16 protein-coding genes, 1 tRNA gene and 1 pseudogene are annotated in these 19,297 nt (G+C 45.9%); 5 read left to right on the top strand and 13 right to left on the bottom strand.

Annotated elements, in window-relative coordinates:
- The first annotated feature begins 6 nt into the window (after positions 1–6).
- Positions 7–1,473 (top strand): glycogen synthase GlgA, encoded by a 1,467-nt coding sequence (glgA, locus tag STRDD12_RS04695; RefSeq protein ID WP_066915634.1) that lies wholly within the window; start codon positions 7–9, stop codon positions 1,471–1,473.
- A 93-nt stretch (positions 1,474–1,566) separates the two neighbouring features.
- Complete coding sequence (gene glgB / locus STRDD12_RS04700) at positions 1,567–3,450, top strand: 1,4-alpha-glucan branching protein GlgB (RefSeq protein ID WP_066915636.1); 1,884 nt, start codon at positions 1,567–1,569, stop codon at positions 3,448–3,450.
- A gap of 306 nt (positions 3,451–3,756) precedes the next feature.
- Here glgB and STRDD12_RS04705 read toward each other — a convergent pair whose 3' ends face one another.
- Positions 3,757–6,021 carry a glycogen/starch/alpha-glucan phosphorylase gene (locus STRDD12_RS04705; RefSeq protein ID WP_066915638.1) on the bottom strand — a complete coding sequence of 755 codons (2,265 nt, stop codon included), beginning with the start codon at positions 6,019–6,021 and terminating at the stop codon, positions 3,757–3,759.
- Between the two features lie 286 nt (positions 6,022–6,307).
- Between STRDD12_RS04705 and pulA the strand changes: the two genes are divergently transcribed.
- Positions 6,308–8,416: a type I pullulanase gene (gene pulA / locus STRDD12_RS04710; protein ID WP_066915640.1), complete on the top strand. Its 2,109-nt coding sequence runs from the start codon at positions 6,308–6,310 to the stop codon at positions 8,414–8,416.
- 244 nt (positions 8,417–8,660) lie between these two features.
- Here pulA and STRDD12_RS04715 read toward each other — a convergent pair whose 3' ends face one another.
- From STRDD12_RS04715 to STRDD12_RS04770, 12 genes and pseudogenes are all read right to left on the bottom strand, one after another.
- A complete protein-coding gene (locus STRDD12_RS04715) occupies positions 8,661–9,329 on the bottom strand; it encodes a CPBP family intramembrane glutamic endopeptidase (protein ID WP_066915642.1) in 669 nt (222 codons plus the stop codon).
- Between the two features lie 99 nt (positions 9,330–9,428).
- Positions 9,429–9,779, bottom strand: coding sequence for a 30S ribosome-binding factor RbfA (gene rbfA / locus STRDD12_RS04720; RefSeq protein WP_066915644.1), 351 nt, complete (start codon positions 9,777–9,779; stop codon positions 9,429–9,431).
- A 29-nt stretch (positions 9,780–9,808) separates the two neighbouring features.
- A pseudogene (gene infB / locus STRDD12_RS04725) lies at positions 9,809–12,555 on the bottom strand (translation initiation factor IF-2).
- A gap of 18 nt (positions 12,556–12,573) precedes the next feature.
- Complete coding sequence (locus STRDD12_RS04730) at positions 12,574–12,876, bottom strand: YlxQ-related RNA-binding protein (protein ID WP_066916233.1); 303 nt, start codon at positions 12,874–12,876, stop codon at positions 12,574–12,576.
- The gene (gene rnpM / locus STRDD12_RS04735; RefSeq protein WP_066915646.1) at positions 12,869–13,165 is read right to left on the bottom strand and encodes an RNase P modulator RnpM; all 297 of its coding nucleotides are present in this window, start codon (positions 13,163–13,165) and stop codon (positions 12,869–12,871) included. Before rnpM ends, STRDD12_RS04730 begins: the two co-directional genes overlap by 8 nt.
- 10 nt (positions 13,166–13,175) lie before the next feature.
- Positions 13,176–14,411 carry a transcription termination factor NusA gene (gene nusA, locus STRDD12_RS04740; RefSeq protein WP_066915648.1) on the bottom strand — a complete coding sequence of 412 codons (1,236 nt, stop codon included), beginning with the start codon at positions 14,409–14,411 and terminating at the stop codon, positions 13,176–13,178.
- A gap of 24 nt (positions 14,412–14,435) precedes the next feature.
- Positions 14,436–14,909 carry a ribosome maturation factor RimP gene (gene rimP / locus STRDD12_RS04745; protein ID WP_066915650.1) on the bottom strand — a complete coding sequence of 158 codons (474 nt, stop codon included), beginning with the start codon at positions 14,907–14,909 and terminating at the stop codon, positions 14,436–14,438.
- Between the two features lie 191 nt (positions 14,910–15,100).
- Positions 15,101–15,187, bottom strand: a tRNA-Ser gene (locus tag STRDD12_RS04750).
- 54 nt (positions 15,188–15,241) lie between these two features.
- Positions 15,242–15,883, bottom strand: a complete 642-nt coding sequence (gene trmB, locus STRDD12_RS04755) for a tRNA (guanosine(46)-N7)-methyltransferase TrmB (protein ID WP_066915651.1) — start codon at positions 15,881–15,883, stop codon at positions 15,242–15,244.
- The gene (gene ccrZ / locus STRDD12_RS04760; RefSeq protein ID WP_066915653.1) at positions 15,880–16,665 is read right to left on the bottom strand and encodes a cell cycle regulator CcrZ; all 786 of its coding nucleotides are present in this window, start codon (positions 16,663–16,665) and stop codon (positions 15,880–15,882) included. The genes trmB and ccrZ overlap by 4 nt, the downstream gene beginning before the upstream one ends.
- Positions 16,666–16,704: 39 nt before the next feature.
- A complete protein-coding gene (locus STRDD12_RS04765) occupies positions 16,705–17,760 on the bottom strand; it encodes an ABC transporter permease (RefSeq protein ID WP_066915654.1) in 1,056 nt (351 codons plus the stop codon).
- Positions 17,757–18,491, bottom strand: coding sequence for an ABC transporter ATP-binding protein (locus STRDD12_RS04770; protein WP_066915656.1), 735 nt, complete (start codon positions 18,489–18,491; stop codon positions 17,757–17,759). Before STRDD12_RS04770 ends, STRDD12_RS04765 begins: the two co-directional genes overlap by 4 nt.
- 64 nt (positions 18,492–18,555) lie before the next feature.
- On the opposite strand from STRDD12_RS04770, the gene STRDD12_RS04775 reads away from it, so the two are divergent.
- Entirely contained in the window at positions 18,556–18,969 is a 414-nt protein-coding gene (locus tag STRDD12_RS04775) for an HIT family protein (protein WP_066915658.1), read from the top strand.
- A gap of 1 nt (position 18,970) precedes the next feature.
- Positions 18,971–19,276 (top strand): hypothetical protein, encoded by a 306-nt coding sequence (locus STRDD12_RS04780; RefSeq protein WP_066915660.1) that lies wholly within the window; start codon positions 18,971–18,973, stop codon positions 19,274–19,276.
- The last annotated feature ends 21 nt before the right edge of the window (positions 19,277–19,297 follow it).

A 19,297-nucleotide genomic window follows, 5' to 3' on the forward strand; every position in this document is an offset into this window, starting at 1 on the left:
GGCCCCATGTCTAAAACAAATACCGCAAAAAAACAGCCCTCTATCCTCTTTGTGGCTTCAGAAGGGCTTCCTTATATTAAAAGTGGTGGCCTTGCCGATGTTATCGGTTCTCTTCCAAAAGAGCTGGTCAAACAAGGCGCTGAGGTCCGCGTGGTCCTTCCTCTCTACAAGAAAATGGCCGAAAAGGACCATGACCGCTTTGACTACGTGTCAACCTATGATGTCAATGCAGGGAATATCCACACACTGGCTAATGTCTACACAGAAAAACGTGACGGTGTCCGTTTTTACTTCATCGAACACCGTGACCTATTTGAGCGGGATGCCCTCTATGGTTACGACGATGATGCCTATCGTTTTGGTTTCTTCCAACATGCCACCTGCCGCCTTTTAGAAGCGCTGGATTATTTCCCAGATGTCATCCACACTCATGACTGGCACACAGCGGCAATTCCTTTCTTATGTCGCACTTTTTACAGCTATCGTGAGGAGTTTCGGCGCATGCGTCAGGTCTTTACCATCCATAACCTCGCCTTTCAAGGGGTTTTCAACAAAGAGGAACTCTGGGCTTCTTTGGGGATGAACTACAACTATTACCTAGATGGCACCGCTCGTTTTCATGACAATAGCATTAGCTACATGAAACTTGGTATTCAGTATGCTGATAAGGTGACTACTGTCTCAGAAACCTATGCCCAAGAGATTTTAACCGATGAATTTGGCGAAAATATGCAGTATGTCTTGAGTAGCCGCTACTTTGACTTGCTAGGAATTGTCAATGGCATCGATACGGACATCTGGAACCCTGAGACTGATACAGATATTCCTGCCCACTACAGTCGCAAAAATCTGGCCAATAAAGCCAAAAATAAAGCCGCCTTGCAAAAAGAATTTGCCCTGCCACAGGACCCAGATGCCCTCTTGATTGGGGTGGTTTCTCGACTAACCCGCCAGAAAGGCTTCTATCTCATGGTAGAAAAGCTTAATGACATGCTAAAAGCACCTGTTCAGTTTGTCATTTTAGGGAGTGGTGAGGCTGCCATCGAAGATAGTTTCAACTACTTTAAGTCCACCTATCCAGAGCAATTTGCCTTTTACCAAGGCTACAATGAGGCTTTAGCGCATCGTATTTACGCAGCCAGCGACCTCTTCTTTATGCCGTCTCTCTTTGAACCTTGCGGTATCAGTCAGCTCATTTCCATGCATTATGGTACCCTTCCTTTGGTTCGCGAGACAGGAGGTCTCGTCGATACCGTAGAAGCCTACAATATTGAAACTGGCACAGGAACTGGCTTTAGCTTTGGAGGCAAGGATGCTAACAGCATGATGTTCGTCTTTAACTGGGCCTTAGAAACCTATCAAGAACGCCCTGAGGATTGGCAGGCTTTGATTGACCAAGCCATGGCCAAAGATGTCAGCTGGACTGCTTCTGCTGCAAAATACCTAGACCTCTACAAGGCTCTTATAGATTAAGGAAAAAGAGTGTGACCCTGCCCTGTTTTCACATTGCATTGTCCGCTCTTTTTTTACCAGCACCCCCAAACCTGGTTTTAGAAAGGAGGTCCTATGACCACTCCGTTTAGCGATTTGGATTTGTACTACATGAATGCTGGTGAGCATACCAGTCTCTATGAAAAATTCGGGGCTCATGTTGTCAAAAAAGGCAATAAAATCCTCGGTTATACCTTTTGTGTCTACGCCCCCAATGCGCAAGCTGTCTATTTGGTTGGTGACTTCAATAATTGGCAAGAAGACACCCCGCTCACCCATCAAGGAGATGGGATTTACACCCTTTATCTCGAAGGTCTTCCATCCCAAGCTTCTTATAAATACGTCATCCTAACCCCTGATGGCCGTAAACTCTATAAGGCCGACCCCTACGGGCAATTTAGCGAAGTCCGTCCAGCGACCGCTTCAAAGACTTACAATTCACGTTACGCCTTTAAAGACGCTATCTGGATGTACGACCGTATTTCCTATGATTTTAAGGAAAAACCCTTGTCCATCTATGAAGTTCACCTGGGGTCTTGGAAACAAAAAGTCGTCAACAAAGACGAGGCTGGGGCTCAGATTTCGAACTTTTACAACTATCGTGAACTGGCCCCCTTACTGATTGAACACGTCTTAGAAAACAAATACACCCATATCGAGCTGATGCCACTCATGGAGCATCCTCTAGATGCCTCATGGGGCTATCAGATTACAGGTTACTATAGCCCAACCAGTCGCTATGGCAAACCTGACGACCTCAAATACCTCATCGACCAGTGCCACCAAGCAGGTATCGGTGTCATCTTGGATTGGGTGCCAATTCACTTTTGTCGGGATGCGCAAGGACTCATGCAGTTTGATGGGACAACTCTCTACGAGTACCCCAATGAGAGAGACTGGGATAACAGCCAATGGGGAACCGTCAATTTTGACCTCGGAAAAGGCCTGACACGTTCCTTCCTTTTGTCAAACATCCACTATTGGCTCAAAGAATTTCACTTTGACGGTATCCGCGTTGACGCCCTTTCTTACCTACTCTACTGGCGGGGGGAAACCGAAGACAGCAAGATCAACCAAGGCGCTGTTGACTTCATCAAGCGCGTTAATGCGCTTGTGCATACCGAGTTCAAAGGTGTGCTTATGATTGCTGAAGACTCTTCGAGCTATCCTGGCGTCACCCATGACCTGGCAGATGGCGGTCTAGGCTTCGACCTCAAGTGGGATTTGGGCTGGATGAATGATACCAACAAATATTTCAGTCGCCCATCTATCTATCGGAGATTTCACAGCAAGGAAATCACCTTTGGGATGTTCTACAATCAAAACGAACACTATGTCCTGCCTTTGTCGCATGATGAAGTTGTTCACGGCAAACTCTCCATCGTCGAAAAGATGAATGGCAACTACGAAGACCAGTTTCATCAGGCACGCGCCTATTACAGCTTCTTCTTCGCCCATCCAGGCAAAAAGTTGCTCTTTATGGGAAATGAGTGGGGTCACATCCGTGAGTGGCATGAATACACAGAGATGGACTGGGTCCTCAAACTTTATCCTATCCATGATGCTTTTTATCAGATGATGGGAACCCTCAGTCGTTTTTACCATGACAATAGCGCCCTCTGGCAATACGATTTCCAAGCCTATGATAAAGGCTTTGAGTGGACTAAGATTAGCGAGGAAGCCAACTTTTTCGCCTTTAGACGCTTTTCTGATGACCAGGAACTCTTGATTCTCAACAATTTCAATGACCAAGAGCTTTACGATGTCGTCTTGGACCTCCCTGACAAGAACCGCTATAAACTTGTCTTTTCATCTAATAGCCTGCCGACTGAGCACTTTGAACTCGTTGCCACAGACGGCCAAGCCAAAGTGACCATTCCACGCTACACGACCTTCTATCTGGAGAAAGTCAAAGAAGAAAAACCTAAGAAGAATCCTAAGCCAAAAAAGAAAGCTTAATCAACTCACCAAAACACCTGCAAGGCAGGTGTTTTGATGATAAAGCCAAAGGCTTTTTATGACTTCCCTTAGGGGCGGACAGACAGTCGCATGTCCTGACGGATTGCCTACCTTAACCTTGAGCCTAAGGTCTCAAAGTTCCCAAGCATTTGAAACGCCTCTGTTTCAAGTGCTTTTCTTACGGTGGGAAGTCTTGGTTTTTGCTGAATAGTCTGCCATTCCCTTTTATTGGCCGAGCGCCGTTAAAAAATAAATGCCGTTTGTCACTAGTCAAAAAAACACCTGCAGAGCAGGTGTTTCTTCTTATTATTTTTCCAAATGCCAGATGTCTTCGTTGTATTGTTCGATGGTACGGTCTGATGAGAAGAAACCAGCTTTAGCGATATTGACGATGACCTTATCCAGCCATTTGTCACGATCTTCGTAGTCTTTCAACATAGTTTCCTTGGTTTGGATGTAATCTTCGAGGTCGAGCAAGGTCATGAAATGGTCTTCATGCTGCAAACGTCTTTGCAAGCGCCAGAGACGTTCATCAATCCCGCCTGCGTTACGAACCACATCACTCGTGATGAAATCAACCAATGGTTTAATCTGTTCACGTTGATAGTAGTCATAAGAGTTGTAAGTTCCATTTGCATAATGGTCAATCACAGTCTGACTGTCTTCACCAAAGATATAAATGTTATCATCTCCAACCAAGTCATGAATTTCAACATTAGCGCCATCATCTGTACCTAAGGTAAGCGCTCCGTTGAGCATGAATTTCATGTTACCTGTTCCTGAAGCTTCCTTAGAGGCCAAGGAAATTTGCTCCGAAATATCCGTTGCTGGGATGAGGAAGCTCGCTTCAGTCACATTATAGTTTTCAATCATGACCAATTGCAGATATGGGCTGACATCTGGGTCATTTTGAATGACTTGAGACAAGACCAAAATCAGGTGAATAATATCCTGAGCAATCGTGTAGGCTGGAGCTGCCTTTCCACCAAAGAAGATGGTCAAAGGCCGCGCAGGAATATTTCCAGCCTTGATGTCCAAGTACTTGTAAATGACGTAGAGGACATTCATCTGTTGGCGTTTGTACTCATGGAGACGCTTGACTTGCACATCAAAGATGGACTCGGGATTAACTTGAACCCCTTGCGTTTTTTGAATATGGCGTTGCAGTTTGCGTTTGTTATGGGCCTTGATGTCTTCGAGATGGGCCTTAAGGTCTTTGGTACCTGTGATTGTAAGGAGATTTTCTAACTGACTAGCATCATGGTGGTATCCGTGACCCAAAAGCTCATCCAAGTAACCAGCTAACTGTGGGTTAGCGTGCATAAGCCAACGCCGGAAAGTAATCCCATTCGTCTTGTTGTTGAATTTTTCAGGATAAAGGTCGTAAAATGCCTTAAGTTCCGAATTCTTGAGGATTTCGGTATGCAGAGCCGCCACACCATTGATGGAGTAGCCATAATGGATGTCCATATGCGCCATGTGAACACGCCCTTCATTGTCGATAATATTGACAGCAGGGTCATCCTTGATGGCCTTAGCACGGCGGTCCAATTCTTCAATGAATGGCACCAAGTGAGGCACGACCTTACGCAAGAAGTCCAAAGGCCATTTTTCGAGGGCTTCCGATAAGATGGTGTGGTTGGTGTAGGCTGTCATGGATTTGACGATGTCCACCGCCTCATCAAATGAAATCCCTTTGATTTCCAAAAGGCGAATCAATTCAGGAATCACCAAGGACGGGTGCGTGTCATTGATTTGGACCACAGCATAATCTGCTAGGTCATGCAAGTTAGACCCTTTGGCAATGGCTTCGTCAATCAAGAGTTGCGCCGCATTTGACACCATGAAATATTGTTGGAAGATTCGGAGAATCTTACCTTGGTCAGTTGAGTCATCAGGATACAAGAACAAGGTAAGGTTACGGTAAATGTCTTCCTTGTCAAATTCAATACCGTCATAGATGATATTATTGTCTACAGAGCCTAAGTCAAAGAGACGTAAACGGTTTTTGCGTTCTGTCTTGTAGCCTGGAACGTCAATGTCGTAAAGTTTTGACGTCAAGGTGAAGTTAGCAAATGGGATTTGATAAGAGATGGAAGATTCGGTCAACCATGACTGAGGAGTAATCCAGTTGTTAGGCTGAGTGGACTGTTGATGGTACTCAAACAACTGTCGAAAAAGGCCAAAATGGTAATTCAGACCTACTCCGTCTCCATTGAGGCCCAAGCTGGCAATCGAATCCAAGAAACAGGCTGCCAGACGTCCCAGACCCCCATTTCCAAGTGATGGTTCTAGCTCCACATCCTCGATGGCAATCAAGTCTTTACCAGCAGCAGCTAGCTGGTCTTTGACTTCGTCATAAAGCCCCAGATTGATGAGGTTATTGGACAAGAGCTTCCCAATCAAAAACTCAGCTGAAATGTAATACAGTTTCTTTTTTTGGTCATTGGTACACTTGGAAGCACTGCGTTGCTTGGTAAAGGCCAAGAGCGCGTAGTAAAGCTCCTTATCCGAACAATCTTCAATACGTTTGGCATATTGGGCTTGAACGAAATTTTGCAAATTAATCATGAACAATCTCCTCTTGAACATTCATTTCCCGAACGGCTTCGGAATTCCCTACTGACATTGTACGCTATTTAACCTACAATTGCCATGCTTTTCTCAAAAAATAATATTTTCGTGAATTATCTGAACATTTTCCAATTATTTTAGCAATCTTTTTGATGAATAATTGAAAACGCTTACTATTATATTTTACCCTACTTGACCATAAATTACAATACTTGTTCTTATCTTTTTTTAGCGTATAATAGTTAATGAAAGCAGTTACATTTTTTTAGAAAAGAGAGTTGTTATGACACTTAGACATTTCAAGGCTTATCTCGATGACCTCCAATCCTTAACCATTTGTCTGCCCAAGCGCTTCCCTCACCAGCAGATTGCTTTTGTCTTAGAGGAAAAAGACAGGCATGATCAGAAGATCCACACCTGGATTGAGCAAGAGTATACTGACGATGATGCCATCTACTACCGTCTGTCCCTTCAAAGTCCCCTAGACTTAGAAAAACGGTACCTTGTCTATGATTCAGATCGTAATGTTCAAGCCTTGACCTATCGCCATATTGTCCGCACGCCAATCTTTGATCAAACCTTCGATGCGAGAAACTTTCGCCTAGGAGCCAGCTACCAACAAACCGCAACCATTTTTCGACTCTGGGCCCCCATTTCTGATGAGGTCTGGTTACAGATTGAAAAAGACGGTCATAAGGAAAGTTTAGCGCTCAATTACCGTGAAAAAGGGGTCTGGGAACTGCGCCTCACAGGCGACTGGGAAGGTGCCAGCTACCGTTACCTCCATCTGGTCAATGGGCAATGGCAAGAGGTACACGACCCCTATGCTATCTCCTCAACCAGCAACTCTGGCGCATCCTATGTGATTAACCCCTCACGGCTACACCCCGTTAGCCCTCTTAAAAAAGAACTCCCCAAGGCCCAAGCTATCGTCTACGAGATGAGTGTGCGTGACTTCTCAGCCCAAGACAGTGCAGGTTTTAGCCACAAGCGCCAATTCAAGGGACTAACGGAGTCACCAAAAACCGGTCAAGCTAGTCAGGGATTTGATTACCTCAAAGAACTGGGAATCAGCCACATCCAACTCATGCCCCTCTATGATTTTGGGAGCGTCGATGAAGAGCATCCGCGCCTCTGCTACAACTGGGGCTATGACCCTGTTCAGTACAATGTCCCAGATGGCTCTTTTGTTAGCGACCCTGACCACCCCTACAACCGTCTGACTGACCTTCAAGATGCCATCTCTCTTTACCACCAGGCAGGCATTGGGGTCATCATGGACGTCGTCTACAACCATGTCTACGATATCGACCAGTACGCCTTTGAGAAAATTGTTCCCGGCTACTGCTACCGAGTTGATTTGGCAGGCAAAAAGAGTAATGGGAGCTGGTGTGGTAACGACATGGCGACCGAACGCCTGATGATGCGTGATTACATTGTCAAATCCGTCTGTTATTGGGCACAGACCTTTGACATGGATGGCTTTCGTTTTGACCTAATGGGACTCATCGACCGCCAAACCATCAGTGACATCGCCACCCAGCTCAAGGCCATCAAACCCAATGCCTATCTCTATGGCGAAGGCTGGGAAATGGGAACTGGCCTAGACACCCAATTATTAGCCCACCAAAATAATGCCAAATACTTGCCAGAAATCGGTTTCTTTAACGACAGTTACCGCGACACCTTTAAGAAGGTTCTGACGCAACCGCAACGCCTTCTGGATGAACATCTCCACCAAAAGATTGAAAACCTCCTCTCAGGTAGCATTGGCCTCAGTCAGCAAACACCCGCCTATCTGACAGCTGACCAGAGCATCAACTATCTTGAATGCCATGATAATGCCACCTTTTTTGACTACATTCGCCTGAAACTGCCCACCATTCATCGGGGTTGGCAAGAACACATTGCCAGCTTTGGTCTCCAACTGCAATTGTTGTCACAAGGTGTCTGTTTTATCCACAGTGGGCAAGAATTTTTCCGCACCAAAAATCATTTAGAAAATAGTTACAATAGTCCCGATTCCATCAATCGTCTGGACTGGAAACGGCGACAAACCTACGCCGAAAACGCCCAATTCATCAGCGAGCTTATTGCCTTTCGTAAGAGTGAACCCCTTCTTGCCCTTAACCAGACAGAAGCGATTCAAAAGGCTAGTCACTTTTATTGGCTAAATCCTTATGTCTTGCGCTACAATCTTTACAAAGACCAGCGTGATTTGGAAATCGTCATCAATTTTTCTACCGAACACTATGTCTACCCTAACGATGACAAGCGTCACCTCATCCTGCAGTACCCCGACCTCAACGATCAGGGAGTCAAGGAAAATATTCCCCTCTCACCTCAGTCACTAATTGTTCTTCAAAAACCAACTCATCCTCATGAGAATTGATAACACCAGTGCTCACAAGCACCAACCAAGACTTCCCGACATGAGAAAAACGCTTGAAGCATCTCTGCTTCAAGCGTTCGATAAGGTTGAAACCTTAGGCTCAAGGTTAAGGTATAGCGTTCGATAGGAGTCGCTACCGTCCACCCCTCACCTAAGGGAAGTCTTAAAAAGACCTTGTCTTTAGTCTCAGTGTTTCTAGAATGCCATTCTAGAAACACTTTTTTGTCAACTTAGTCGCTGAATGTTAGTGCAACAAGAGCAAGAGCATGGCCAAAAGCGCCCAGAAGTTATTGAACAAATGTAGCCCAATACTGTATTTGAGGTTTTTCCCATTTTTGAGGTAGACGAGTCCAAAAATCAAGCTCATTCCTCCGTAAGTGATAAAACTACCTGGCGTAAACGCTCGATGCAAAAGGGCAAAAAGAATCGTCGAAACCGCCAAGGCCCAATAATCATGGTGAGGGAACCATTTCTTAAAAATAAATCCTCGGAAAATAATCTCTTCTATCACAGGAGCAACAAGCGCCGTATAAACTAGGGTAAAGACCGGCAGGGCTCTTAGACTCGAACGAATCGCATCTTGATTAATCATTTGGGTACTAGCCGTCAAACGCATCACCACTTGCCCCACAAGGCTACAAAGGGTTATAGCCACAAAGCCTAGGACCAGCGTTAGCACAAAGCGCTTGAACGAAATGTTATCTTTTGCCAATACCTGATGACGATAGGCGAGCCAGACGATCAAGGTCACAAGGCCAGCCATAGTGATAAGACCAATCACTTGCGCTAGCATTCCTTGTTTGGTCAGCCCATAGATGAAGACCGTTAGTTCACTTGGGATCAAATCCAGGGCAAGAATCCCCACTGTAGCGAGAACCCAACCAACCTTTTTCCAGAATTGTGATGTTGACATTTTTACTCCTTTTGTAAACTTTTAAGCTTATTTTAACAAAATAGATCAACTTTAACAACTGCCCCTGTCATCACACAAAAAGAGCCCGAAGGCTCTTTTTTAATCCTTATGTAACTGACGCAACATATCATCGATTTTATTGCCATATTCGATGGATTCGTCTTTAATAAACTCTAAGTCTGGAATCTTGTAGAGGGTCAGCTGGTGGCCAAGTTCACGTTTAATCGTCCCCTTGGCCTTGTCTAGACCAACCTGTGCCTTTTCATTATCTGAAGCCAAATCACTGATAATACTGTAGTAAACTTTGGCCAGAGACAAGTCTCCCAGCATATGCACGTCTGTAATGGTCACCCCCTGTACACGAGGGTCTCTGACTTTCTTTTGGAGAATGTCATTGAGCTCACGCTTAACTTCCATCCCCACTCGATCAGCACGAAATGAACGTCCCATGCTATCTCCTCTCTGTCTTTAGCAGATTTTTAACGCTTGATTTCTTCCATGATGTAGGCTTCAACCACGTCATCTACAGATATATCGTTGTAGCCATCAATCATCAGACCACCTTCTTGACCACTACCAAGTTCTTTCACATCATCCTTGTAATGTTTCAGACTGGCTAAGTCGCCATCGTAGATAACGACACCATCACGGATAACACGGACCTTGGCATCACGGGTAATTTTACCGCTAGACACCATGAAACCACCGATAGTTCCGACCTTGGAGACCTTGAAGGTTTCTCGAATCGTAACTTCTCCGATAATTTTTTCTTCAAACTCAGGGTCCAGCATTCCTTTCATGGCATCTTCGACTTCTTCGATGACCTTGTAGATGATAGAATGCAAGCGGATTTCAACCCCATCGCTGTCGGCTTGCTGACGCGCTTGTGGTGTTGGGCGAACGTTAAAGCCGACGATGAAGGCATCAGAAGCTTCTGCCAGGGTCACATCGGATTCGTTGATGGCACCTACAGCTGAGTGAACAATGGTCACCTTAACCCCTTCGACATCAATCTTTTGCAGAGAAGCCGACAAGGCTTCAGCAGACCCTTGCACATCGGCTTTGATGATGACATTAACGGATTTCATCTCACCATCTTTAAGGGTATCAAAGAGATTTTCCAAGCTAACACGATGCGTCGCTTGCCGTTGTTTCATCAAGGCACGTTTAGCACGTTCTTCACCAGCTGCGCGGGCTGCTTTTTCGTCTGCGTAAACGGCGAAATGATCACCAGCCATTGGCGTTTCATTTAGACCTGTAATAGACACAGGTGTGGATGGACCAGCTTCTTTGACTCTACGTGCCAGATCATTGGTCATGGCACGAACCCGTCCAAAGGTATTGCCGACAACAATTGGGTCTTGGACATGCAAGGTACCTTGTTGCACCAAGAGGGTTGCCACTGCACCTTTTCCTTTATCCAAGCGAGCCTCGATAACGGTACCGATCGCACGAACTGTCGGATCTGCCTTGAGCTCTTGCAACTCAGCAACCAAAAGAACCGTTTCTAAAAGTTCATTGATATTCTTACCGAATTTAGCAGAAATCTCCACAAACTCAGAGTCACCACCCCAAGCCGTTGACATGACACCATGTTCAGCCAATTCACCGATGACACGTTCAGGATTTGCCCCTGGTTTATCAATTTTATTGATCGCAACAATAATCGGCACGCCAGCTGCTTTGGAGTGATTGATAGCTTCAATGGTCTGTGGCATAACCCCATCATCTGCGGCAACAATCAAAATCGTAATGTCCGTTACAGAAGCACCACGCGCCCGCATTGAGGTAAAGGCCGCGTGTCCAGGCGTATCCAAGAAAGTAATCTTCTTGCCATTTTCTTCGATTTGGTAGGCACCGATATGTTGGGTGATTCCCCCAGCTTCGCCTGTCGCCACTCGAGAGTTGCGCAGGGTGTCTAGAAGGGTTGTCTTCCCGTGGTCGACGTGTCCCATAATTGTCACAACTGGTGGACGTTCCACCATTTTTTCAGGATCCAGATAGCCTTCCTCAGCAAAGAAACGCTCGATATCCGCATTGTCCACCTGAACTTTTTCATGGGCTTCAATCCCATAATCCATCATCAAGAGTTCAATGGTTTCCTTGTCCAATGATTGGTTTTGGGTAGCCATCACTCCCATCATAAAGAGTTTTTTGACGATTTCAGCAGGTTCGCGCTTGATACGTTTAGCGATATCAGCAACGGTCATGCCCTCAGTGTATTCAAACTCTTTTGGCAACTCATGGAACTTACGTTCCGTAACAGGCGCTTGACTTTGGCCTTTGGTATTTCTGCCCTTGTTTTTCTTTTTGTTCCAGTTACTATTGCGTTGATTTCTCACTTGATTTTGATTATTCCAACTCTTCTTATTGCGACCTTTAGGGCCATCTTCTGTACGGCGATTATCTTCTCGACTCTTTTCAGGTCGGTTTTGTTTTTACGACGCGTATCACTTGCTTGATTGGTCGCTGGCGCAGCAGCCACAGGAGCTGCCTTAGGTTTAGCGACTGCTTGAGCCGTTGCCTTTGCGACTTCTTCCTTGGCTTGCCGTTTGGCCTCACGCGCTTGTTCAGCCTGTTTGGCCTTTTCTTTTTTAGCCGCTTCTTTTTGGTAGAAACGCTCCTCGCTCTGACGAGAATATTCTGCGTTTTGTTCTGCCTTTAGAGCAGCCGCTCGTGCTTTGAAGTCAATCCGGCCACCAGCACGGGCTGCCTTTTGGTTTGGCGTTGTTTGACGATTGCGCTGGTCATTGCGATTGTTCTGGCGGTTACGGTCATTTTGACGACGGTCCCGATTGGTGTTAGCACCACGGTCACGGTCTTTATTCCGAGCCCCAGCCTTATTTTGCTGGCCAGCCTTTTGTCCAGCTTGTTTGGCCTTGGCTTCACGCTCTGCCTTAAAGTTACGACTTTTTGGGCGTTTAACAGGAGCTTCTGCCTGAGCCGCTGTTTCTGCTTGAGGTGCCGTCTTTTCAGGGGCTGCTTTTGTTTCAGGCCCGCTGGCTGCTTGAGCCTTGGCAGGTGCTTTTTTCTCAACTTTTTCAGCCGTTTCAGCTACTTTGGAAGATGCCTTTTGAAAGCTGGCTTTAATACGGCTTGCAGCTTCTTCTTCGACGCTAGAAGAATGGCTCTTCACGTCAAGTCCCAAGCTCTTGGCCCGTTCAACAACTTCTTTACTGGATTTCTCCAATTCTTTGGCAATCTCGTATAATCGTTTTTTAGACAAATCTTGTCCTCCTATCCCTTAGTCCATAAGAGTCCTCATTTTCTTTGCAAATCCCGCATCACACACAGCCACAGTCTTGCGACTCTTACCGAGCGCAAGGCTTAACTCGAGACTGGTAAATGCAGTGGACCTTTCTATCTTATAGTAGGTTGTTTTATCACTAATTTTTTTCTGCAAGTTGGCGCTGGCATCGCTAGCCACAAGAACCAAATGAGCCTTGTGTTGCTGAATGGCCTTAATGGTGAGTTCTTCACCAGAAATAACCTTTCCAGCCCGTTGGGCCAAGCCCAATAATTGCAGGTATTTTTCTTTATTAGTCAAGACCAAGCTCTCTTCTTTTGACCTTGTGTGCCACAAAGGCAATCAGCTCATCGTAAAAACTATCAGCAACTTCCACCTGAAAAGCGCGATTAAAGACTTTTTTCTTTTTGGCTTCTTGGGCTTCTTCGTTGGACAGCTTAATGTAGGCCCCACGGCCATTCTTTTTACCGGTCGGGTCGATAAAAATCTCCCCTTCCTTGTTCTTGACTATCCGCAAGAGGTCTCGCTTATCAATCATTTCTCCAGAAACCACTGACTTGCGTAGCGGAATTTTTCGGGTTTTAGCCATAAGCTACCCCCTATTCGTCCAGATTGTCTTCCTCAGTCAGGCCAAAAGCACTGGCTGCGGCAGCCAAATCATCATCCACCTCAACTTTGGTGTAGTCTACAGGCTCTAGTTCATCCTCTGTAGCAACGTCGATGCTATCCGGCATATCATACTGCGCAGCCTCTTCTTCATCAAACTCAGAAGCCGCCTTGATGTCGATGCGGAAGTTGGTCAAGTGAGCAGCCAAGCGAACATTTTGTCCCCGCCGTCCAATGGCCAAGGACAGTTTATTGTCTGGCACAACAACAACGGCATGTTTGGCATCTTCATTATCAAAGAGGACTTGATCGGGTTCAGCTGGAGCAATCGCATTGTAAATGTATTCTGCTTCATCTGGACTCCATGGGATAACATCGATATTTTCTTCTGTTGGTACCCAAAGACCTGTCCGTTGATCCAAGCGTTTAGGATGGAATTGACTCGTGATCTTTTTGATATTGCTACCACCGCGACCTACGATCGTTCCGACTGGATCCACAGAATCGTCATGGCTACGCACAGCTACCTTGGTACGGTCACCAGCTTCACGAGCAACGCTGACAATTTCAACAATCCCCTTGTAGACTTCATCAATCTCACGTTCCATCAAACGTTTGATAAATTCAGGGTGACTGCGGCTAACAAAGACATTCACGCCACGTTGGTTGTTTTCAACTTTGTAGACGTAAACTTCAATCGTGTCATGTGACTGGAAAGTCTCTCCAGGAATCTGGTCCCGCTTGGACAATTGCGCTTCAATCTTGCCGAGGTTGACATAGATAAAACGATTATCAAAACGTTCCACTGTCCCACGCATGAGCTCACCTTCATGCTGTTTGTACTCATTGAAGGTGATTTCACGTGTTTGGCGACGCATCACTTCCATGATGGTCTGTTTAGCCGATTGGGCTGCCACACGACCAAATTCTTTGACGGATTCTTCCGTACGAATCTTGTCGCCTAACTCGTAGGCATCGCTAATCTTGTGGGCATCTTCCAAAGAAATTTCTAAACGACTATCAAAGACTTCATCAACCACATCGCGGACAGTAAAGACTTGAAAATCTCCTGTTTTCTCATTAAAGTCGATGACACAGCTATCTGATTGCCCATAGCGACGCTTGTAAGCCGCTTTGAGGGAATCTGTGACAGCTTGGATGATATCTTCTTTATTGATTTGTTTTTCTTCTTCCAAAATTTGGAAGGCTTGTAGCATTTCCTTGCTCATACTTGTGGGCTATGCCCTTCCTTTCTAAATCTTTACCGCTAGGCGGGCCTTAGCCACGCTCTGATAAGGAATGGTAACTGTTTTGTCACGTGTCTTGTCCTTGTATGTCAAAACCAGTTCTTGGCCGTCAAATGCTTCCAAGGTCCCTTGAAATTCCTTTTGCTTATCAATGGCTTGGTAGAGTTTGACATGGATATACTGCCCTAGCGCTCCCTGCAAGGCCTCTTTGGTCTTCAAAGGACGCTCTAAACCAGGGCTAGATACCTCCAAGAGATACCCTTGCTCTGGGAAGGGGTCTGGACTAATGGTATCCAAAGCTGGACTGATGATATCGGTGAGGTCAGCCGTTTCATTGACCGTTATCCCCCCCGGGCGATCGATAAAAATGCTAAGCAGCTGATCTTTCCCCATTTTTTCATAGGTGACATCAACCAGCTCAAAGGGCGCCTCTATCAAGGGAGCCACACAGGCTGTCACCGCATCTGTAATCGTTGACATGATTACCTCCTTTCCGACATAAACAAGAGACGAAGTCTCTCAACTCCGCCTCCTTTCTACTATCTATCGTTATCATTATAGCATATACTTTGCAAAATGCAAGCTTTAACCGTTACAAGTCGCCAAAGCTACTTTCAGGCAATGGTTCAAAAAAACACCTAGCTTTTTAAGCTAGATGTCCACTGAACTTAAGGAGAGGAGGGGATTCGAACCCCCGAGCCCCGTTAAGGACTACACGCTTTCCAAGCGTGCGCACTCGGCCACTATGCGACCTCTCCTAAATAGGTTGCCTTTTGGGCTACCGTTATATTATAACACAAAGTTTGACGCCGTCAATCCTCAAATCTCGCCTCTAAGCGATAAATCACTTGATTGCGTTTGGAAAATTTCTCTTCATATTCCGTCAAGACATTGCCTTCAAAATCACTGGCATGCAAGTCCAGAAAAACCTCTTGTAAGGTCATCCCATATTGGCTCATGCTCGCCAAACTGTACTCAAAGAGTCCGCGATTATCCGTTTTAAAGTGAATTTCCCCACCTGCCGGTAAAATCGTCTGATAGGTGGCTAGAAAGTCCTTGTAGGTTAGACGGCGCTTTTCATGCCGTTTTTTCGGCCATGGGTCACTAAAGTTAAGATACAAGAGGCTTATCTCAGCTGGGGCAAAATAATGGGTCAATTCAGAACCATCTACTAAAAGCAAGCGAACATTGGGGAGTTCTTGTTCAACCACCTTGTCTAAGACATGGCTGAGAACTGATTTTTGCATATCAATGGCAACGTAGTTGATATCTGGATGGGCCTGGGCCATGCCAGTAATAAACTGACCCTTTCCACAACCGACTTCGATATGGATAGGGTGGCTATTACCAAAAATGTCTGCCCAGTGTCCCTTGACTGCTTGCGCATCCGTCAACACCAAATCAGGACGGGCATCCAGCATTTCTTGGGCCCCTTTACGGTTTCTCACCCTCATAAAATAACCTCACGAAACTGCCGTAATTCGTAAATTTCTTGATTGACAGCTTCCATGTTACGGCTGTTGTAGAGACGCAATATTTGCATCAAATAAGACAACTGCCCATACCAAGCCACCTTGCGAAGCACTTTTTCGTTGTACTTGTAGCCATAGTAAGTCAACCATTTTTCCCAACCCATACGCGGGATATAGTGGCTCAAGACGTGAGCCACATCATACATGCGGTCTGTAATCAAAACAGCATCCCAATCCACAAGGTAAATCAAGCCACTAGTTGTAATAATCCAGTTGCTGTGACGCACATCCCCGTGGACAATAGTCGCAATATCTGCATCAAAGTCAGGCAGATCGCTACGCAATTGATGAAGAATGCTTTGAAGGTAGCTGTTTTCTTTTAGCTGAATAGGGGCTTGTGCATCCCACTGATTGAGCAAATCCAAAGGCCCTTGAACCTTGGAATCTAGTTGACGCAATTGGTTAACCAAATGGCGGGACTTGTGCAGGTTGCTTAATATCTGAGCCACTTGCTTGGCCCCCATATCTTGTTTGGTCAAGAGACGGCCGTCCAACCATTCTTGGGCGCTCATCATGTCCCCATCTTCACGACGTTTTGCCCAAAGAAGTTGTGGCGCAATTTGTTCCTTAGCCAGAGCTGCTAAAATCGGGGTCGTGTTCAATTTGATGAATACTTTTTGGCCATCTGGGTAAGTGCCCAAATAAGCACGACCGCTCTCCCCTTTTAAGGGTGTTAACACTAAATCTTTATCTTCCAAAGACACGTCATTTCTCCTTGTTTTTTGTCTTTTAATTGTATCATTTTATCTGTCAACGTCAATCCACTTTTTTTGACGAAGATAACCGTAACCCGTAACCATAAGACCGGTTCCCAGCACAAGCACGACCGCTTGCACCCACAGCCCCAAAAGCAGGGCCAAGAAGACCTGAAGACAAGCGACAATTCCCATGAGTTTTGCCAAAAACCCTCTCAACCGTCGGTACTTGATTGCCGGTGGCTGAGGGTATAAAAAGGCTAAGGGGTAGTAATTGTAGTGGTTAGCTAGGGCCAAAAGTTGAAAGTACAAGAGGTAATTAAACAGTAAACAAAGACCAAGGGCAACCCAGGCTTGTTGCCGCAAAAAGACGAGACCAACGAAAGATAGGACTGACAGACGCAGGGTTAAACCTAGGTAGTCCTGAGCTCTAAAAAAAGCACGCGCATATAGATTGTCCCACAGGTGGCTGGCCCTGAGGGGAAGCAGCCTCAAAAAAGCATCCATAAAGGCCCGCCGTTTCACCGAGCTACTTAAACCTTTTACTCGGGTAAAAAGAGCATAAAACCGCAACCAGCCTTGTTGGCGCTTTTGTTCCTGAGCGATGGCTTGGTCCCAAAGCACGCGATCTTTTTGATAAAGGTGACGCGATTTCCATGCCAAAGCACCCCACTTGCCCAAGAACGAAGCAAGCAAAATCACCACCAGTTGCCAGACCTTAACCCCCATAGCCAACCAAAGTGGCCAAGCAAAGGCATTGGCTAGCAGGAGTAAAAAGGCGCCTGAGACCCACGAACGTAATTGGGCTTTCCTGATATGGCTTAAAACAGCTGCCTCTTGAACCAACAAATAGTGCCTGTCAGCAGGCTCTAAGTAAGTGGCTATGTTGCCCATCCAAACAAATGCCACCACCCACAAAAAACTAGCCCCTAGCAAAAAAAGAGGATTTTGGGGGTGGTGCCGTAAGAGTTGGCTATACTGATAGAGCACAAGACCTAAAAGAAACAGTAAGGCCAAGACAAAATGGTCGTTGAAAACAAAACGTAAATAACGCAAGGAACTTTGCCAAAAGGCCAGTCGCCTCCGGGTAAATAAGGCATTCATCTCTCAGTCACTCCTTGGGTCAAGGACAAGTAGAGGCTTGTCAAATCCGCATTTGGCTTATCTAACTGACGACGCAAGTCCTCTAAATCACCAAAGGCTTTAACTTCCCCCTTATCTAAAACGATAAAACGGTCACAGATTTTTTCAGCCGAATCAAGAACGTGTGTGGACATAAGGATAGCCGTCCCCTTGGCTTTTTCAGCTTGCAGGAGGTCTACCAGGTCATGAATGGCAACAGGGTCTAGCCCCAGAAAAGGTTCGTCCACAATCAGCAAACGAGGCTGGAGCATCAAAGCCTGAATAATCATCACCTTCTGCTTCATCCCTTTAGAAAATTGCGTCGGGAACCAATCTAACTGTTCACTCAGGCGAAAGCGCTCTAAGAGCCCCTGAACTGTCTCCCAGGTGCTTTCAGCTGGCAAATCGTAAGCCATGATGACGGTTTCCAGATGTTCCCGAAGGGTCAGTTCTTCATACAGGCTAGGGGTTTCTGGGATAAAACCAATTTGCCGACGAAAACCAGCCCTGTCCTCTTCCAGGCTCTTGCCATCTAACAAAATCTGACCACTATAGGGACGCAGGCGCCCGGTAATTTCATGAATAGTCGTTGACTTTCCGGCTCCATTCAGACCGATAAGCCCCACCAATTCCCCATCCGCCACTTCAAAAGAAACCTGTTTGAGGACTGGAGTGTTGGCATAACCTCCGACCAATTGTTCTACTTTTAACATATTCTCACCATTTTTTGATATACTTAGTTTATTATACCAAATTAAGCACAATGAGGGAGGCTTCATGGATAATTGTATTTTTTGCCAAATCGTAGCAGGTGACATTCCTGCCTCAAAAATTTACGAAGATGACAAGGTTCTGGCCTTCTTGGATATTTCACAAACCACCAAGGGCCACACCCTAGTTATCCCCAAAGAGCACGTCCGAAATGTCTTGGCCATGGATGCCATCACGAGCCAAGACCTCTTTTCACGTTTACCCAAGTTAGCGCGTGCGGTTCAAAAGGCCACTGGGGCTAGTGGTCTCAACATCCTCAATAATAACGAAGAAGCTGCTGGTCAAACCGTATTTCACGCCCACGTCCATCTGATTCCCCGCTATGGTAATACAGATGGCATCAACATCCAATTTACAGAACACGCCCCTGATTTTGAAGCTTTAGGACAACTGGCTCAAAGCATTGCCAAGGAGGTCTAAGATGCGCTGGAAAACAAGAACTCTTGTAACCGTCGGTCTCCTTGGTTACGGCGCTTATCGCCTCTATCAAAAACGGCAGGCCATCGCTGACTTGCTGTCCGAAAGCCAAGAACGATTGCCGAAAATCCAAGCGGATCTCGCAAACATCACGGATCGACTGGCTGACATCCAAGCGATGACACCGACCTTGGAGAAGGCAGGACGTGATTTACAGCGCCACTTAGCCCACTACCAGACTGAAAGAGCCTACCGCTTAGAAACCATCGCAAACATTGCCCAAAAATACAGCCCCAAAGAAGATAACTAGCCTAAAAAGAGCCACAGAATA

The organism is Streptococcus sp. DD12, from assembly GCF_001578885.1.
In the GTDB taxonomy this organism is placed as follows: domain Bacteria; phylum Bacillota; class Bacilli; order Lactobacillales; family Streptococcaceae; genus Streptococcus.